Origin of the sequence: Streptomyces sp. NPDC051569 (assembly GCF_044454085.1) — a bacterium.
Taxonomy (GTDB): domain Bacteria; phylum Actinomycetota; class Actinomycetes; order Streptomycetales; family Streptomycetaceae; genus Streptomyces.
This window is the reverse complement of record NZ_JBITDJ010000013.1, coordinates 105,271-121,123: the sequence shown is the minus strand read 5'-3', so window position 1 is coordinate 121,123 and position 15,853 is coordinate 105,271. Positions and strand designations below refer to the sequence as shown.

The following is a 15,853-nucleotide window of genomic DNA, read 5'->3' as shown; positions in this document are numbered from 1 at the left end:
GGGCCGGGTCAGCCCGAGTACGGCTTGGCCGCGAGGATCTTCACCGCGGCCTTCTTGCCGTTCGGCAGCTCGTACTCCGCGTCCTCGCCGACCTTCTTGCCGTTCACGCCCGAGCCGAGCGGGGACTGCGGGGAGTACGTCTCGATGTCCGAGCTGGCGTACTCGCGGGAGCCCAGCAGGAAGTCGAGCGTGTCGTCCGGGTCGCCGTCGAAGGCGATCGTCACGACCATGCCCGGCTCGACGACACCATCGTCCGCCGGGGCCTCGCCCACCTTGGCGTTCTGCAGCAGCTGGGTGAGCTGGCGCACCCGGAGCTCCTGCTTGCCCTGCTCCTCCTTGGCCGCGTGATAGCCGCCGTTCTCCCGCAGGTCGCCCTCCTCACGGGCCGCCGCGATCTTCATGGAGATCTCCGTGCGGGCGGGACCAGACAGGTATTCCAGCTCGGCCTTCAGCTGGTTGTACGCCTCCTGGGTGAGCCAGGTGACGTTCTCGCTGGTCTGGGTCACAGGTGCTCCTCGTAGGTACCGGATGACAAAGCATCGCCCTACCCAGAGCATTGTGCCTTCTCGGGTGGGCGAAACCACGAGCCTAACAATTTCGCGGCCCAAGGGGGAGGACGAATGCCGTCAGAATTACATCAACGCAGGTCAGGGCCGATAGCTCGGGTGAGCCGAACAGCTGGTGGGACGGGCGATCAGTCCGATGCGCAGCCCAGCAGCTCGGTGCTCGTCGCGCTCTCCGTCGTACGCACCGTGACGATCTGGTCGATCCGCGTCTCGCCCGGCGTGAAGCGGACGTCCTTGCGGCCGACCTCGTTGCCGCTCTCCGCGAGGGAACGGAGCGTGCAGGTGCCGGTGGCGTCCCGGTCCTTGCGGACCTCAAGATGCACCTCGACCTCGGTGGCGGAGATCCGCTTGAACTTGATGATCTCGCCGGAGACGCCCTGGCCCGCCACGTAGTGGTAGCCGAACCAGCCGATCAGCGCGACCGCCGCGAGACCGAGCACCGCCCCCATGATCTTCAGCTTGTGGTCCGCACGCTGATCCGCCGAGCGGCCGTAGCGGCCCGGGGGAAGCTCCTCGCGCACCACGGCCATGATCGTTCCTCTCGGGGTCGGACAGCCGGAATTTCCGCCCCCCGATATCCGTCACTATAGAAGCCGCCGGATGCGCCGAATCACTGAGGACCGAGTCTTGACTGAGCAGCTGCGACTGATGGCCGTGCACGCCCACCCCGACGACGAGTCGAGCAAGGGTGCGGCCACCATGGCCAAGTACGTGTCCGAGGGGGTGGACGTGCTGGTCGTGACCTGCACAGGAGGCGAGCGCGGCTCCATCCTCAACCCCAGGCTCCAGGGTGACGCCTACATCGAGGAGTACATCCACGAGGTCCGCAAGAAGGAGATGGACGAGGCCCGCGAGATCCTCGGCATCAAGCAGGAGTGGCTCGGTTACGTCGACTCCGGGCTCCCCGAGGGGGACCCGCTGCCGCCGCTGCCCGAGGGCTGCTTCGCGCTGGAGGATGTCGACGACGCGGCGGGCCGGCTGGTCCGGTCGATCCGCTCGTTCCGGCCCCAGGTCATCACCACGTACGACGAGAACGGCGGGTACCCGCACCCCGACCACATCATGACGCACAAGATCTCCGTCGTGGCGTTCGAGGGTGCGACGGACAAGGAGAAGTACCCGGAGGAGGAGTTCGGCCCGGTCTGGCAGCCGGAGAAGCTCTACTACAACCAGGGCTTCAACCGGCCGCGTACGGTCGCCCTCCACGAGGCGCTGCTCGCGCGCGGCCTGGAGTCCCCGTACGGCGACTGGCTGGAGCGCTGGAAGGAGTTCGTCCGCGCCGAACGGACCCTGACCACGCACGTACCGTGCGCGGACTTCTTCGAGATCCGCGACAAGGCGCTACTCGCGCACGCCACGCAGATCGACCCGGACGGCGGCTGGTTCCGGGTGCCGCTGGACCTCCAGCGGGAGGTCTGGCCGACGGAGGAGTACGAGCTGGCGAAGTCCCTCGTCGATACGTCCATCCCCGAGAGCGACCTCTTCGCGGGCATCCGCGACAATGCCTGATATGTATGCGACTCAGGCAATGACGCACTTGGTTCCCCTCGCCAAGGAACTGGACGAGAACAAGGTGACGCCCGGTGTTCTCGGGTTCGTCGTGTTCGCGGTGATGGCGGTCGCGGTGTGGCTGCTGATGAAGTCCATGAACCGCCACATGGGCAAGGTCGACTTCGAAGCCGCCCCTGACGGGAAGCGGGCGGCCACGATCCCGACGCCGACGGGCACCCCGAGCGGCGAGTAGCGCTCCGCCCGAGCGGCGCGTAGCACTCCCGCGCCCGGCACACCGGTCACAGGGCCCCATGACGCCCCCCAGGGCTTCATGGGGCCCTGGGGCATGGTGGGAGAGTCCCGCCCCCTCCGTCCGGTGCGGGCGCGGTGTGAGAGCCCCGCCCTCGTCGCCCGGTGCGCGGCGGATCCACCGGACCGTACGAGATGAGGCCGGCCGCCGGTCTTCCCGCAGGTATCCCCCTCCGAGATTTCGGATGCGGGGACATCGTCATGCCCGGGGCGCGTGAGCGCTGGGGCGTCCGCCGCCCGCCGTCTCCCGGACATCCCCTTCACCGCGCCTTCCACGCGCCGTTCCCCGCAGTTACCGTCCCGGCTCCGGGGCGCGGCTGGACTGAGGTCCGCACATCGCCGACCCAGTGGGGGACACCATGCACAACGAAGGCGGCACACAGCGCCGCGAAGCCGGCCGGACTCGCCGCGGCATCCGGATGCGGGTGGCGCTGGGCACCGCCGTCGCGCTCGCGGTCGTCAACCCCTGGACGGTCGCCGGCGTGGCGCAGGCCGCCGCACCGGCCACGACCACCGCCGCTGCCGCCGCTCCTGCCGTCGGTTCCGCTGCCGAGCAGGTGCGGTGGACGACGGACCGTGTGGCCCCCGGCGTGCAGGTGCGTACCGGTGTCATCCGGAACGCGAGCGCCACGCCCTTCTGGACGATCACCGTCCAGGCACCCGCCGTCAACCGGCTGACCGGCGCCGCGACCTGGGCCCCGCTGGGCGACCGGAGATGGGCCGACGACACCGCGCGGCAGCTGCGCGCGGCCGGGCTCCTGCCGCGTGTGGAGCAGGTCCGCTGGGAGAAGTACGCGGACACGCCGCAGGGCACCATGGGATGGCGGGTCCGGGTGGGTTCGTACGCCGCACAGGCCGACGCGCAGGGCACCAGCCAGGCGGTCACGGCGGCCGGGCTGCGCCCGGTGGTGGAGTGGACCGGCTACGACGGTCAGCAGGCCGCCGACCGGCAGAGCGTCCATGTGGCGGTCATCGACCCGGCGGCGTTCCGGGGAACGGTCGAGAGCACCCACGGCGCCGACGTCGCGGACCGCGAGACGACCTCGTCGGTCGCGGCCGGAACAGGGTCCCTGGTCGCCGTGAACGGCGGCTTCTTCATCACCTCCGACGCGGACGGGGTGCAGGGCACGGTCGCCGGGATCGCCGCCTACGACGGCAAGCTGGAGTCGATGGCCGTCGGTACGCGCGCCGCGCTGATCCTCGCGGACGGCGGAAAGCACCCCCGTATCGCCGACCTGTCCACCACGGTCACCGCGCGGGCGGGATCGTCCACGTACGCGGTGCAGGGCATCAACCGGCTGCCCGGCAAGGTGCGCAACTGCGGCCGCCCCGGCGCCACCCCCACCGAACTGCCCCGCCACGACCTCACCTGCGCCGTGCCCCACGACCTGGTGAAGTTCACCCCGAAGTTCCGCGCCGGGCTGCCCGAAGGGGCCGGCACCCAGGTGGTGCTGGACTCCGGGGACCGCGTGGTCTCCGCCGGTCCCCGGGGCGGTACGGTCCCGGCCGGCGGCTCGGTGCTCCAGGGCACCGGTGCCGCGGCCGACTGGCTCGCGGGCCACAGCCGCAAGGGCGAGCGGATCGCCGTGCGGGAAGTCATCCGCGACAGCGCCGGCCGGCAGGTCAGGCTCGGCGCCCACGACAGCATCGTCAGCGCCGCGCCGACGCTGGTGAAGGACGGCCGCGTCCACGTCGACGCCAAGGCCGAGGGCACGCTCGACCCGCAGGACCTGTCCTTCGGCTACGCCTGGTCCAACGTGCGCCAGCCCCGCACCATGGCCGGCATCGACAACCGGGGACGGCTGATCCTGGTCACCGTCGACGGCCGGCAGCCGGGCGTCAGCGAGGGCTTCACCCTGGTCGAGGGCGCCCGCTTCATGCGCTCCCTGGGGGCGAAGCAGGCCCTCAACCTCGACGGTGGCGGCTCCAGCGCGATGGTGGTGGGCGGCAAGCTCGTCAACATCACCTCGGACGCCACGGGCGAGCGCGCGGTGGGCGACACGCTCCAGATCCTCCCGGCCCGCCGGGGGTGACCCGGCCCGCCGGGGGTGGACCGGATCCGCGTGGATCCGGTCCACCTCGGCGCGGGCCCGTCCTACTCCTCGTGGACCCGCATGCTCCACAGCGCGTCGGACGCGGCGGTGACGGTAAGGGTCAGCTCGTGGTCGCCGTCGAAGCGCATCTCGTTCCTGACCGGGGTCGCCGCGTCGCACGGGACCGTCATCTCCCCCAGCGGCCCGAAGGAGATCGCGAGGTCGTCCTGACCGGACTGCACGCAGTTCACATCGATCCGGACGGTGCCACGGTGAACCGCCGCCCGTCCCGCGACCGCCGATCCCGTCCGGTCCTTGACGACGAGCAGATCCTTCTGCCGCGCCGATTCCTTCGGCGGCACCGGCACGGTGGTCGGCACAGCAACGGGCTCGCCCGACGGGGCGGCCGCGCTCGATGTGCCGCGTGAGGTGGCCGCCGCACCGCCGGTCGGATGGTTGTCCCGTGGGGGCCCGGACGTGGCGCAGCCGACCAGCGCGGTCAGGGATATCGCCGCGACGGCGATCGATCTCCTGACCCGCGAGCCGGGAAAAGGGGTGTAGCGCATGTCGGTTCCTTCTGTGCTGTGCTGTGCTCTGCTGTGCGGGTGGAGCGGCCGGCTTTCCGGTCCGGCCGCCGGAAGTCGCCGCGCACGGTCAGGAAGCGGTCTCCCGGTAGCGCCAACCCACCGCGTTCGTGGGGATTTCGCCGATTCCCGACGCCGACGTGTTCGTGTGCCGCACGTCGAGTTCCGCGGCGAGGCGTCGTCGGCCTCGCTTGCCGTGTGTGCGCGACCGATCTCCGCCGGTCTGTGCCGGCTGTTGATGATGCTGCCCAAGCGCAGGTCGGTCGTCAGGTGGCTCCCAGGTCCACGGTGACGGAGAAGGGCGCGGTAGCCCTGATCACGCCGGTGAACATCTCGCCGTCCCGGTAGGCCTTGGTGGCGGGGTCGAGAACGTAGGTGTAGATGACCGGAGGCTTTCGAGGAGGCGCGGCGGCGCGACGTACCCGTCCTGCTGTCGGTCGGATACTCGGCGTGCCACTGGTGTCAGTGAACTCGCAAACCGATGAGTCGGCGGTGTTCATACCTCTCTGATGATCACGCGGCTCCCGCAGAGCTTCGACCAGTCGTCGCGGTCGGAGGTCAGCACGATTACGGGGGCCGGGACGCGGAGCGCGAGCGCTGCAACGAGGGCGTCGATCGCGTACTTGTGCCCGTGCAGCCCGCCGGCGTCCTGAAGCAGCGCTACTGCGGTCGAGGAATCCTCCTGGCTGACCGGTTCTACCCGTAGCCGCGAGAGCACCCACTTCAAGCGCGCGAGATCGGTCTTCCCGTGCACAGCTTCGACAATGGTCAGCGCAGACACGAGGACAGGGACTCCAGCCTGCCGGGATGCCTCGATGCGAGCCGACATCGTACGGTCGTCGCGCAGCAGCAGGGAGAGCGCCTCGAAGTCGAGCACCAGCGAGCGGGCCGACTGCTCCTTCACGCAGCGCCTCGTGCCACATCGCGGGCGTTCTCTTCTCCGAACAGCTCACGACGGGCGGCTTCGATCTCCTGCTCAGTGAGCGCGCCGTGCACTTCCTCGTGGGCCGTCACGATCTCGGCGAGCCCGTCCATGGCGAGCTGATGCCTGACAGCCTCGGTGACGTAGCTGGACAGTCCCCTGCGGCCGGTTCGAGAGCGAAGCTCGCTGACCAGCTCGGCGGGCATGGACACGGAGATGTTCTCGGTGGTCCCGGCTCGGGGCGGCTTCATGCTCAGAGTGTAGGACAAGCTCTATTAAGCGGAGAGGGCTTCGCCGCTTCCCCGTGAGCTGGTCGACGGCCGTCTCCAGGCTTGGAGGCGAGAGAGCGATGGCCGCGGACGATAGTGAATCGCTCCCAGGCGGCTGCCAAGCATGAGCGAGCGAGTCGGACGCTCTGCCCTGGAGCGTGCATGCGGCCGGTGGGCATCGGGAGGTGCGGGAGCGCTTGGGGCGCTGGGCGCCCCGGTGAGCCTAGATCGAGAAGGAGCCCCTTGCCCCTCTGCCGACGCATCTGGTGTCGCGGTCAGCCGCTCCGGGCCGGCCGACCCAGAGCGTGCGACGATGCAGGTATGAACCGACTGGCAGATTCCCAGTCGCCCTATCTCCTCCAGCACGCCTCCAATCCGGTGGATTGGTGGCCATGGGGAGAGGAGGCGATGCAAGAGGCCAAGCGGCGCGACGTACCCATCCTTCTCTCGGTGGGATATTCGTCGTGCCACTTAGCCCGCTGATCACTGGTGTCATGTCATGGCCGATGAGAGCTTCGAGGACCTCACCACCGCCAAGTACATGAATCGCCACTTCGTCAACATCAAGGTCGACCGCGAGGAGCGGCCGGATGTCGACGCCGTCTACATGGAGGCCGTGCAGGCCGCGACCGGGCAGGGCGGCTGGCCCATGACCGTGTTCCTGACGGCCGAGGGGGAGCCCTTCTACTTCGGGACGTACTTCCCGCCCGCGCCCCGGCACGGCATGGCTTCCTTCCCGCAGGTCCTGGAGGGTGTCAGCTCCGCCTGGACCGAGCGGCGCGAGGAGGTCGCGGAGGTGGCCGGGCGGATCGTGCGGGAGCTGGCCGGGCGGTCGCTCGCGCACGGCGGGGACGGGGTGCCGGGCGAGGAGGAGCTGGCGCAGGCGCTGGCGGGGCTGGCCCGGGAGTACGACGAGCAGCGGGGCGGGTTCGGCGGGGCGCCCAAGTTCCCGCCGTCGATGGTGGTGGAGTTCCTGCTGCGCCATCACGCCCGTACCGGCGACGGGGACGCGCTGCGGATGGCGGCCGGCACCGGTGAGGCGATGGCGCGCGGGGGGATGTACGACCAGCTCGGCGGCGGGTTCGCCCGCTACTCGGTGGACCGCGACTGGGCGGTGCCCCATTTCGAGAAGATGCTGTACGACAACGCGCTTCTGTGCCGTATGTACGCGCACCTGTGGCGTGCCACCGGATCCGAACTCGCCCGGCGGGTGGCGGTGGAGACCGCCGACTTCATGGTGCGTGAACTGCGCACGCCCGAGGGAGGTTTCGCCTCCGCGCTGGACGCGGACAGCGACGACGGCAGCGGAAAGCATGTCGAGGGCGCGTTCTACGTCTGGACACCGGCCCAGCTCCGCGAGGTGCTGGGGGCCTCCGACGCGGAGTTCGCCGCCGCGCACTTCGGGGTGACCGAGGAGGGCACCTTCGAGGAAGGCGCCTCAGTCCTCCAGCTCCCCCAGGGCGGCGGAGAGGTGGACGGGAAGCGGATCGCCTCGGTACGGGAACGGCTCCTCGCGGCCCGTGACGCGCGGCCCAGGCCCGGCCGGGACGACAAGATCGTGGCCGGCTGGAACGGCCTGGCGATCGCCGCACTGGCGGAGACCGGCGCGTACTTCGACCGCCCGGACCTGGTCGAGCGGGCCACGGAGGCCGCCGACCTGCTCGTACGGGTGCACCTGGACGACGCGGCGCGGCTGGCCCGTACCTCGAAGGACGGCAGGACGGGCGCCAACGCGGGGGTGCTGGAGGACTACGGGGACGTCGCGGAGGGGTTCCTGGCGCTCGCCGGGGTCTCCGGCGAAGGGGCGTGGCTGGAATTCGCCGGGTTCTTGCTGGACATTGTGCTCGACCAGTTCGTGGCCGGGAGCGGCGCGCTGTACGACACCGCCGATGACGCCGAGCGGCTGATCCGCCGGCCGCAGGACCCGACGGACAACGCCGCTCCGTCCGGCTGGACGGCGGCCGCGGGGGCGTTGCTCTCGTACGCCGCGCACACCGGCTCCGAGGCCCACCGGGCTGCGGCCGAAGGGGCGTTGGGCGTGGTGAAGGCGCTGGGGCCGCGCGCGCCGCGCTTCATCGGCTGGGGTCTCGCGGTCGCCGAGGCGCTGCTGGACGGCCCGCGCGAGATCGCCGTCGTGGGCAGCCCGGGGACATCGGGAGGACGGGCGACTTCGGGGGCCAGGGGCGGGACGGGCGCCGCCGCGCTGCACCGTACGGCCCTGCTGGCCACGGCTCCCGGCGCGGTGGTCGCGGCCGGTGCGGCCGGCAGCGACGAGTTTCCGCTGCTGGCGGACCGGCCGCTGGTCGACGGACGGGCCACCGCCTATGTCTGCCGCCGGTTCGTGTGTGCTGCCCCGACCACGGATGTGAGCGTACTGAAGCGTGAACTGGCCGTACTCGAATAGGACTTGGCCGGTTTTCGACGCTATGTGAATCGGCCCGAAACGCAGCATTCACCCAAACAGCCCCCCGGCCGTCACAGCTCCCCCTTATTGTCTTCACAGTAGGCACAACAGGTGTGCATGGGGGCCTGTGTGCGAGGGGGATCACGGGTGCGCCGGTGGCAGGGGGGTCTGCTGGGGTCCACCCTGTCCGAGGGGGGCCTGTGTTCACATCCGTATTCATCGCCGCCGTTTCACTGGCGCTGTTCTGGATGGCCGCGTTCACGCTCTGGTGGCAGATGCACGCCTGGCGTACACCCGAGACGCTGGCCGCGACCAGATTCGACCGTCCTGACGGTGGCCGGGCGGGTTCGTTCTCCCTGCTCCTGCCCGCCCGCCATGAACAGGCGGTGCTGGAGCACACCATCGAACGGCTGTTGGAATCCAGCCATACCCACTTCGAGATCATCGTCATCGTCGGGCACGACGACCCGGAGACGGCGGCGGTCGCCGAGCGGGCCGCGGCCCGCGACCCCGGCCGGGTCCGGGTGGTCGTCGACACCCATCAGGCCAAGAACAAACCCAAGGCGCTGAACACGGCCCTGCCGTACTGCACCGGCGAGGTCGTCGGAGTCTTCGACGCCGAGGACCAGGTCCATCCCGAGCTGCTCACCCACGTCGACCACGCCTTCAGAACCACCGGCGCGGACGTCGTCCAGGGCGGCGTGCAGCTGATCAACTTCCACTCCAGCTGGTACAGCCTGCGCAACTGCCTGGAGTACTTCTTCTGGTTCCGCAGCCGGCTCCACCTGCACGCCCAGAAGGGCTTCATCCCGCTCGGCGGCAACACCGTCTTCGTCCGGACCGACGTGCTGCGCGAGGCCGGCGGCTGGGACCAGAACTGCCTGGCCGAGGACTGCGACCTGGGCGTACGGCTCTCCAGCGTCGGCAAGAAGGTCGTCGTCGCGTACGACTCCGACATGGTGACCCGCGAGGAGACGCCCGGCTCCCTGATAGCGCTGTTCAAGCAGCGCACCCGGTGGAACCAGGGCTTCCTCCAGGTCTACCGCAAGAAGGACTGGAAGCAACTGCCCACGCGCGGGCAGCGGATGCTCGCCCGCTACACCCTGATGACGCCGTTCCTCCAGGCGTTCACCGGCCTGATCATCCCGCTCAACGTGGGCATCGCCCTCTTCCTCGACGTGCCGGTGACGATCGCCTTCGTGACGTTCCTGCCGCTGGTCACCGCCATGGTCACCTTCGTCTTCGAACTCGTCGGGCTCCATGACTTCGGCCGGCAGTACGGACTCCGCGTCCGTCTCACGCACTACCTCAAACTCATCGTCGGCGGCCCCTTCTACCAGCTGCTGCTCGCCGGAGCGGCGATCCGGGCCGTCTGGCGCGAGCAGCGGGGACACGGCGACTGGGAGCTGACCAGTCATGTCGGCGCGCATCTCATCCGAGAGGACGTCCACGCGTGACCTCCATACTCCCCGTGGTGACGACGGGGCAGCAGACGGCCATCCCGGCTCAGCCGGGAACCACGCAGCCGGGAACCACGCAGCCCATCCCGGCTCAGCCCGGAACCGCTCAGCCGGGAACCGCTCAGCCGGGAACCGCGCAGCCCGGCACCACGCGGCCCGAGCCCGCGACGGACGCCGGTGGTCCTCCGGGCGGGAGAGCCCCCGGCCCGGACCCGAAGCTCCCCAGCGGCCGGCACCTGATCGTCCGTCCGGTGGTGCGCTTCCGCAGCTCACGCCCGGACCTGCTGCTGTGCGCCGTACTCCTCGTGGCGATCCTGCTGGTCCAGGGCTGGAACATCCAGCACTACCCGACGCTCAGCGACGACGAGGGCACCTACCTCGCCCAGGCCTGGGCGGTCCAGAACGGCAAGGGCCTCGCCCACTACACGTACTGGTACGACCATCCGCCGCTCGGCTGGCTCCAGATCGCCTTCCTGACCTGGCTGCCGTCGCTGTTCTCGCCCGACTGGATGACCGTCCCCACCATGCGGTCCGCGATGCTGCTGGTCAGCGCGGCGAGCTCGGTGCTCCTCTACGTACTGGCCCGGCGGCTGTGGCTGCCGCGCTGGGCGGCCGGACTGGCGATGGTCCTCTTCGGGCTCTCCCCGCTGTCGGTGGTCCTCCAGCGGGAGATATTCCTCGACAACATCGCCGTGATGTGGATGCTGCTCGCGTTCTGCTGCGCGGCCTCGCCCCGGCGCGACCTCTGGCACCACTTCGCGGCCGGGCTCGCGGCGGCCGCCGCGGTGCTCACCAAGGAGACCATGCTGGTCGTCCTGCCCGCGCTGCTGGTGACGATGTGGCGCTTCACCCACCGCGACACCCGGAAGTTCGCGCTCACCGGCGCGATCACCGCCTGTGTGGTCATCGGCCTGTTCTATCCGCTGTTCGCCCTGCTCAAGGGGGAGTTGCTGCCGGGCGCCGGGCATGTCTCGCTCTGGGACGGCATCACGTACCAGATGAGCCGCCCGGGCTCCGGCTTCGTCCTCGACCCCGGCAGCGGTTCGAACGGCGTCCTGCGGTCGTGGCTGTACTACGACCGGGTGCTGCCGCTCGGCGGCATCGCCGGCGCCGTCCTGCTGATGGTGACCTTCCGCTGGTCGGTCACCGCGCGGGCGCTGGCGGGACCCGCGCTGGCCGTGGTCATCCTCACCGCCGTCGCCCTGCGCCCGTCCGGATATCTGCCCGCGATGTACGTCATCCAGGGGCTGCCGTTCCTGGCGCTGGTGCTGGCGGGCGGCGCGGCGAGCGTCACCCACGCCGTGCTGCGCAAGGGACGTGCCGAGCGGCAGGGCCGGGTACTGACCGGCGTCCGCTGGACCGTGCTGGTGGCGCTGGCGGCCACCGCCGCCGTCTACGTGGCGCCGCGCTGGTACGACGGCAACCACACCGCGCTGACCGCCGACGCCAACGCCCCCTACCGGGCGGCGGCTTCCTGGATGGCGGAGAAGGTCCCCGACCCGGCGAAGGCCCGGGTGCTCGTCGACGACGCGCTCTGGCTCGACCTGGTGCACAGCGGGTACGAGCCGGGACTCGGCGCGATCTGGTTCTACAAGGCCGACCTCGACCCGGCCGTCACGAAGACGATGCCGGGCGGCTGGCGCGACCTGGACTACGTGGTCGCTTCCCCGACCGTACGGCGCGACGCGCGGACCCTGCCCAACGTGCGGGACGCGCTCGACCATTCGACCCCCGTCGCGGTCTTCGGTGACGGCGAGGACCGGATCGAGATCCGGCAGATCGTGGGAGGCGAGCGATGACCATTCTTCCCCCGCTGGGCGCCGGAGAACTCGGCGAGCCGGAGCTGGAAGCCGCCACGGTGGCCGAGCCCGGGGCCGTCACCGTCATCATCCCGACCTTCAACGAGTCGGGAAATGTGCGGGAGCTGCTCCGGCAGCTCACCGCCGCCGTACCGGCCAGGCTGCCCTGCGAGGTGCTCTTCGTCGACGACTCGACGGACGACACCCCCGCGGTGATCCGGGCCGCCGCGCAGGACTGCCCCTTCCCGGTCGGGGTGATCCACCGCGAGAGCCCGGAGGGCGGTCTCGGCGGGGCCGTCGTCGAAGGCCTCAAGGCCGCCGGATCCGAGTGGATCGTCGTCATGGACGCCGACCTCCAGCATCCGCCCGCGCTCGTCCCCGACCTGGTCGCGGCGGGCGAACGGGACGGCGCGGACCTCGTCGTCGCGAGCCGCTACACCGAGGGCGGCAGCCGGGCCGGACTGGCCGGCGGCTACCGGATCGCGGTGTCACGCGCCGCCACCTGGCTCACCAAGGGGATCTTCCCGCGCCGGCTGCGCGGGATCAGCGACCCGATGAGCGGATTCTTCGCGATCCGGCGCTCCGCCGTCACCGCCGATGGGCTGCGCCCGCTCGGCTACAAGATCCTGCTGGAGCTGGCCGTACGCTGCCGCCCCGGGCACCCCACCGAGGTGCCGTTCGTCTTCCGCGACCGGTTCGCGGGCGAGTCCAAGTCGTCGGCGAAGGAAGGCCTGCGCTTCCTGCGCCACCTGGTGGAACTGCGCACGGTCGCGCCGCTCGCCCGGATGATCGCCTTCGGACTGATCGGGCTCACCGGCTTCGTACCGAACCTGGTGGCGCTGTCCGGGCTGACGGCGGCCGGGGTGCACTACGTGCCCGCCGAGGTGCTGGCCAACCAGTTCGGCGTGGCGTGGAACTTCCTCCTGATCGAGGTCCTGCTCTTCCGCGGCAGGCGCGCGCACCGGCACTGGGCGGACCGGGTGGGCCGCTTCGCGCTGCTCGCCAACGCCGATCTGCTGCTGCGGATCCCGCTGATCGCGCTCTTCGTCTCCCAGCTCGGGATGGGAGTGCTGACGGCCACGGCGATGGCGCTGCTGGCGACGTTCGTGCTGCGCTTCGCCGGCACGGAAGCGCTGGTCTACCTGCCGAAACGGGGGCGGCCCGCCCTCCTCGCCGGGGACCGGGCCACCGGGGACCGGGCGCCGGCCGGGCAGCCGGAGGGAGTCACCCGATGAGGCCGTTCCGTACCGCGTCGAAGCGCCGGGGCTCCAGCCGCCGTACCGCGCTGCTCGCCGTCGCCGCGCTGACCGGCGCCCTGCTGCTCGGTGTCCAGCAGCCCGCGTCCGCCGGGGCGAACCTCATCCAGAACCCCGGCTTCGAGACGCCGGGCGTTGACGGGATGCCGTACTGCTGGGAGCAGTCCGGCTGGGGCGACAACGACTTCAGCTTCACCACCGTCGCCGATGCCCACTCCGGCGCGAAAGCGCTCCAGGTCGAGGTCGTCCGCCGTGTCGAGGGCGACCGCAAGGCGCTGATCACCGAGTCCGCCGAGTGCGCGCCCGACGTGACGCCGGAGCGGCAGTACGACCTGTCCCTCTGGTACCGCTCGACGACCCCGGACGCCGCGATCACGCTCTTCCGGCACGACTCGACCGACGGCTGGCAGTACTGGACCGACCTCAAGACCCTGGACCTGAGCCCCGATTACCGGCGGGCCGAGGTCCGTACCCCCGTCGTCCCGCCCGGCACCGACCGGATCACCTGGGGCGTGTCGGTCTACGGCACGGGCAGGGTGACCACCGACGACTACGCCATGGAAGAAGTCGCCCCGCCGCCCGTCGAACCGGACTGCACCGGCACCCCCGAAGAGTGCGCCAACGGCGAATGGGAGGTCCTGCCGACGCTGAACCCGGTGCGCTCGATGCACTCCGTGGTGCTCAACAACGGCAAGGTGCTGCTGATCGCCGGATCCGGCAACGACCCGGAGATGTTCGAGGCCGGCACGCTCACCTCCGCCGTCTACGACCCCGAGAACGGCTCGTACCGGACGATCCCCACCCCCGACGACATGTTCTGCTCCGGACACGTCCAGCTCGCCGACGGCCGCGTGCTGGTGATGAGCGGCAACAAGGGCTACCCGTCCGCCGATGGCACGATGGGCTACCAGGGCTACAAGCAGTCGTACATCTTCGATCCGGTGACGGAGACGTACAGCAGGACCAACGACATGAACGACGGCCACTGGTACCCGTCGGCCACCGTCATGGGCAACGGCGATGTGATGTCCTTCGGCGGCCTGCGCGAGGACTCCACCGGATCGGTCACCGCTGACCGGTGGTCGGCGGCGCAGGAGAAGTGGCTGCCGATGGGGGAGGTCAACCAGACCTGGGCGTACTGGGGGCTCTACCCGTCGATGATCCTCATGCAGGACGGCCGGCTCTTCTACTCCGGCAGCCACGTCTTCGGGAACAACACCCCCGGCACCGGCGCGTCCGTCTACGACTACGACGCCAATACGATCACCGACGTGCCCGGCCTGCAGAACAAGGACGAGCGTGACCAGTCGGCGAGCGTGCTGCTGCCGCCCGCGCAGGACCAGCGGGTGCTGACCATCGGCGGCGGCAACGTCGACTCCAACCCGGACGGCAACCGGCTCACCGACCTCATCGACCTCAAGGACCCCGACCCGCGCTACACCCCGGGCCCGCTCCTGCCCCAGGGCACGGTCGACCTCGGCAACGGCCCGCAGCCGGAGACCGGGGCGCAGGGCAAGATGTACGGCTCGGCGGTGCTGCTGCCGGACGGCAAGGTGCTGGAGACGGGCGGCGGACTGCACAACCGCGCCAACCCCGTCTACGAGACCTCACTGTTCGACCCGGTGACGGAGACCTTCGACCCCGTCTCGGTGGACCCCGAGGCGCGCGGCTACCACTCGTCGGCCTTCCTGCTCCCGGACGGCCGGGTCATGACGACCGGCGACAACCCGGGCAGCGGCACCTGGAACCACAAGGTCTCGCTCTACACCCCGCCGTATCTGCTCAAGGGCCCCCGGCCGGAGATCACGTCGCTCATCGACAGCCAGTGGCTGTACGGCGACACCCAGCGCATCACCGTCGACCGGCCCATCGCGAAGGCCGAGCTGATCCGGCCGGCCGCGGTGACCCACTCCTCCGACCCCAACCAGCGGTTCGTGGATCTGCCGCTGTCGGTCGACGGGAACACCGTCGACCTCAACGTGACGAGCAACCCGAATCTCGCGCCGCCCGGCTGGTACATGCTCTTCGCGGTCGACGCCAACGGGATCCCGTCGGTGGCCAAGTGGGTCCACCTGGGCGGCCCGGCGGCGCTGGCGGAGCAGGCCGGGGGGTCGGCGCACGTCCATGACTTCGCGGGAGCCCTGACCAAAGCCGCCAAGAAGCCGCAGGCGAAGCGGACTTCGCAGCCGGTGAGCCCGCAGATCGCCGGCTGCGACCGGCACTACGGCTCGGTCAACGTCTGCGTCCCCACGGTCTTCCCGGACACGGTCCAGACCACGACGAAGGCGCGCTGCGCCTGGCTCACGGCCAACGACTACGGCCGCCTGAAGATCAACGGCAAGGACGACCCGCTGCGCCTCGACCCGGACGGGGACGGCACGGCCTGCGGAAAGGGTGACCTGGGAGGCGGGAAGGGCTGAGCTCGCCCGCCTCACGTCAACGTCCTCTGTTTACCTTGGTGATGGAAGGCCGGGGAACCTCCGGATCTGTCCGGTTCCGGTGGGCCCTGGTCGCGTGGGAGGGGAACGCTTGTCACGGGATCTCCCGCACGGGGCCGAGGTCTTCCGCCTCCGCCCCGGCGGCAGCGTGCTGCTCGCGGACCGCGACGGCGCACGCCGACCCGGCCCACGCAAGGAGTTCCTCCGCGTCATCGACGAGGGGAAGCTCGCCTACTACCTCGTCGGTGGCGCGCGGACTTCACCCCGAGTGCCCGTACAAGGCCACCTTCACGCTTGGCGTCGTCGGACCGCGCAGCGCCTT

12 protein-coding genes and 3 pseudogenes are annotated in these 15,853 nt (G+C 70.5%); 9 read left to right on the top strand and 6 right to left on the bottom strand.

The annotated features are described in order from the left end of the window. Positions 1–8 precede the first annotated feature (8 nt). Together greA and ACIBAE_RS19660 are read right to left on the bottom strand one after the other, a co-directional pair. Positions 9–506 carry a transcription elongation factor GreA gene (greA, locus tag ACIBAE_RS19665; RefSeq protein ID WP_399286842.1) on the bottom strand — a complete coding sequence of 166 codons (498 nt, stop codon included), beginning with the start codon at positions 504–506 and terminating at the stop codon, positions 9–11. A gap of 188 nt (positions 507–694) precedes the next feature. After that, positions 695–1,096 carry a DUF4307 domain-containing protein gene (locus tag ACIBAE_RS19660; RefSeq protein ID WP_399286839.1) on the bottom strand — a complete coding sequence of 134 codons (402 nt, stop codon included), beginning with the start codon at positions 1,094–1,096 and terminating at the stop codon, positions 695–697. 97 nt (positions 1,097–1,193) lie between these two features. On the opposite strand from ACIBAE_RS19660, the gene mca reads away from it, so the two are divergent. The 3 genes from mca to ACIBAE_RS19645 all read left to right on the top strand — a co-directional run bounded on the left by mca (position 1,194) and on the right by ACIBAE_RS19645 (position 4,399). Next, positions 1,194–2,075: a mycothiol conjugate amidase Mca gene (gene mca / locus ACIBAE_RS19655; RefSeq protein ID WP_399286836.1), complete on the top strand. Its 882-nt coding sequence runs from the start codon at positions 1,194–1,196 to the stop codon at positions 2,073–2,075. After that, the gene (locus ACIBAE_RS19650) at positions 2,068–2,310 is read left to right on the top strand and encodes a hypothetical protein (protein WP_399286833.1); all 243 of its coding nucleotides are present in this window, start codon (positions 2,068–2,070) and stop codon (positions 2,308–2,310) included. Before mca ends, ACIBAE_RS19650 begins: the two co-directional genes overlap by 8 nt. 415 nt (positions 2,311–2,725) lie before the next feature. Continuing rightward, positions 2,726–4,399 carry a phosphodiester glycosidase family protein gene (locus ACIBAE_RS19645; RefSeq protein WP_399286830.1) on the top strand — a complete coding sequence of 558 codons (1,674 nt, stop codon included), beginning with the start codon at positions 2,726–2,728 and terminating at the stop codon, positions 4,397–4,399. 62 nt (positions 4,400–4,461) lie between these two features. Here ACIBAE_RS19645 and ACIBAE_RS19640 read toward each other — a convergent pair whose 3' ends face one another. Together ACIBAE_RS19640 and ACIBAE_RS19635 are read right to left on the bottom strand one after the other, a co-directional pair. Further along, positions 4,462–4,965, bottom strand: coding sequence for a hypothetical protein (locus ACIBAE_RS19640; protein WP_399286827.1), 504 nt, complete (start codon positions 4,963–4,965; stop codon positions 4,462–4,464). Between the two features lie 284 nt (positions 4,966–5,249). Further along, a pseudogene (locus ACIBAE_RS19635) lies at positions 5,250–5,372 on the bottom strand (Uma2 family endonuclease); the annotation flags it as partial. On the opposite strand from ACIBAE_RS19635, the pseudogene ACIBAE_RS19630 reads away from it, so the two are divergent. Continuing rightward, positions 5,369–5,446: pseudogene (locus ACIBAE_RS19630) on the top strand (DUF255 domain-containing protein); the annotation flags it as partial. The pseudogenes ACIBAE_RS19635 and ACIBAE_RS19630 overlap by 4 nt on opposite strands. 33 nt (positions 5,447–5,479) lie before the next feature. On the opposite strand, the gene ACIBAE_RS19625 reads toward ACIBAE_RS19630, so the two are convergent. Further along, positions 5,480–5,887, bottom strand: coding sequence for a PIN domain-containing protein (locus ACIBAE_RS19625; RefSeq protein ID WP_399286824.1), 408 nt, complete (start codon positions 5,885–5,887; stop codon positions 5,480–5,482). After that, complete coding sequence (locus tag ACIBAE_RS19620) at positions 5,884–6,156, bottom strand: hypothetical protein (RefSeq protein WP_399286822.1); 273 nt, start codon at positions 6,154–6,156, stop codon at positions 5,884–5,886. Before ACIBAE_RS19620 ends, ACIBAE_RS19625 begins: the two co-directional genes overlap by 4 nt. A 339-nt stretch (positions 6,157–6,495) precedes the next feature. Here ACIBAE_RS19620 and ACIBAE_RS19615 point away from each other — a divergent pair. The 5 genes and pseudogenes from ACIBAE_RS19615 to ACIBAE_RS19595 all read left to right on the top strand — a co-directional run bounded on the left by ACIBAE_RS19615 (position 6,496) and on the right by ACIBAE_RS19595 (position 15,513). Next, positions 6,496–8,578, top strand: a pseudogene (locus ACIBAE_RS19615) (thioredoxin domain-containing protein). Positions 8,579–8,778: 200 nt separating this feature from the next. Beyond that, complete coding sequence (locus ACIBAE_RS19610; RefSeq protein WP_399286819.1) at positions 8,779–10,035, top strand: glycosyltransferase; 1,257 nt, start codon at positions 8,779–8,781, stop codon at positions 10,033–10,035. 239 nt (positions 10,036–10,274) lie between these two features. Beyond that, positions 10,275–11,837, top strand: coding sequence for an ArnT family glycosyltransferase (locus ACIBAE_RS19605; RefSeq protein ID WP_399286987.1), 1,563 nt, complete (start codon positions 10,275–10,277; stop codon positions 11,835–11,837). Further along, positions 11,834–13,072: a glycosyltransferase gene (locus tag ACIBAE_RS19600; RefSeq protein ID WP_399286816.1), complete on the top strand. Its 1,239-nt coding sequence runs from the start codon at positions 11,834–11,836 to the stop codon at positions 13,070–13,072. The genes ACIBAE_RS19605 and ACIBAE_RS19600 overlap by 4 nt, the downstream gene beginning before the upstream one ends. Next, positions 13,069–15,513 carry a galactose oxidase-like domain-containing protein gene (locus tag ACIBAE_RS19595; protein WP_399286813.1) on the top strand — a complete coding sequence of 815 codons (2,445 nt, stop codon included), beginning with the start codon at positions 13,069–13,071 and terminating at the stop codon, positions 15,511–15,513. Before ACIBAE_RS19600 ends, ACIBAE_RS19595 begins: the two co-directional genes overlap by 4 nt. Positions 15,514–15,853: the final 340 nt, after the last annotated feature.

Excerpts from the sequence above, each read along its gene's own strand:
- ACIBAE_RS19645 (WP_399286830.1), top strand. The coding sequence starts at position 2,726 with ATGCACAACGAAGGCGGCACACAGCGCCGCGAAGCCGGCCGGACTCGC.
- ACIBAE_RS19620 (WP_399286822.1), bottom strand. The coding sequence starts at position 6,156 with ATGAAGCCGCCCCGAGCCGGGACCACCGAGAACATCTCCGTGTCCATG.
- ACIBAE_RS19640 (WP_399286827.1), bottom strand. The coding sequence starts at position 4,965 with ATGCGCTACACCCCTTTTCCCGGCTCGCGGGTCAGGAGATCGATCGCC.
- ACIBAE_RS19650 (WP_399286833.1), top strand. The coding sequence starts at position 2,068 with ATGCCTGATATGTATGCGACTCAGGCAATGACGCACTTGGTTCCCCTC.
- ACIBAE_RS19595 (WP_399286813.1), top strand. The coding sequence starts at position 13,069 with ATGAGGCCGTTCCGTACCGCGTCGAAGCGCCGGGGCTCCAGCCGCCGT.
- ACIBAE_RS19660 (WP_399286839.1), bottom strand. The coding sequence starts at position 1,096 with ATGGCCGTGGTGCGCGAGGAGCTTCCCCCGGGCCGCTACGGCCGCTCG.
- ACIBAE_RS19600 (WP_399286816.1), top strand. The coding sequence starts at position 11,834 with ATGACCATTCTTCCCCCGCTGGGCGCCGGAGAACTCGGCGAGCCGGAG.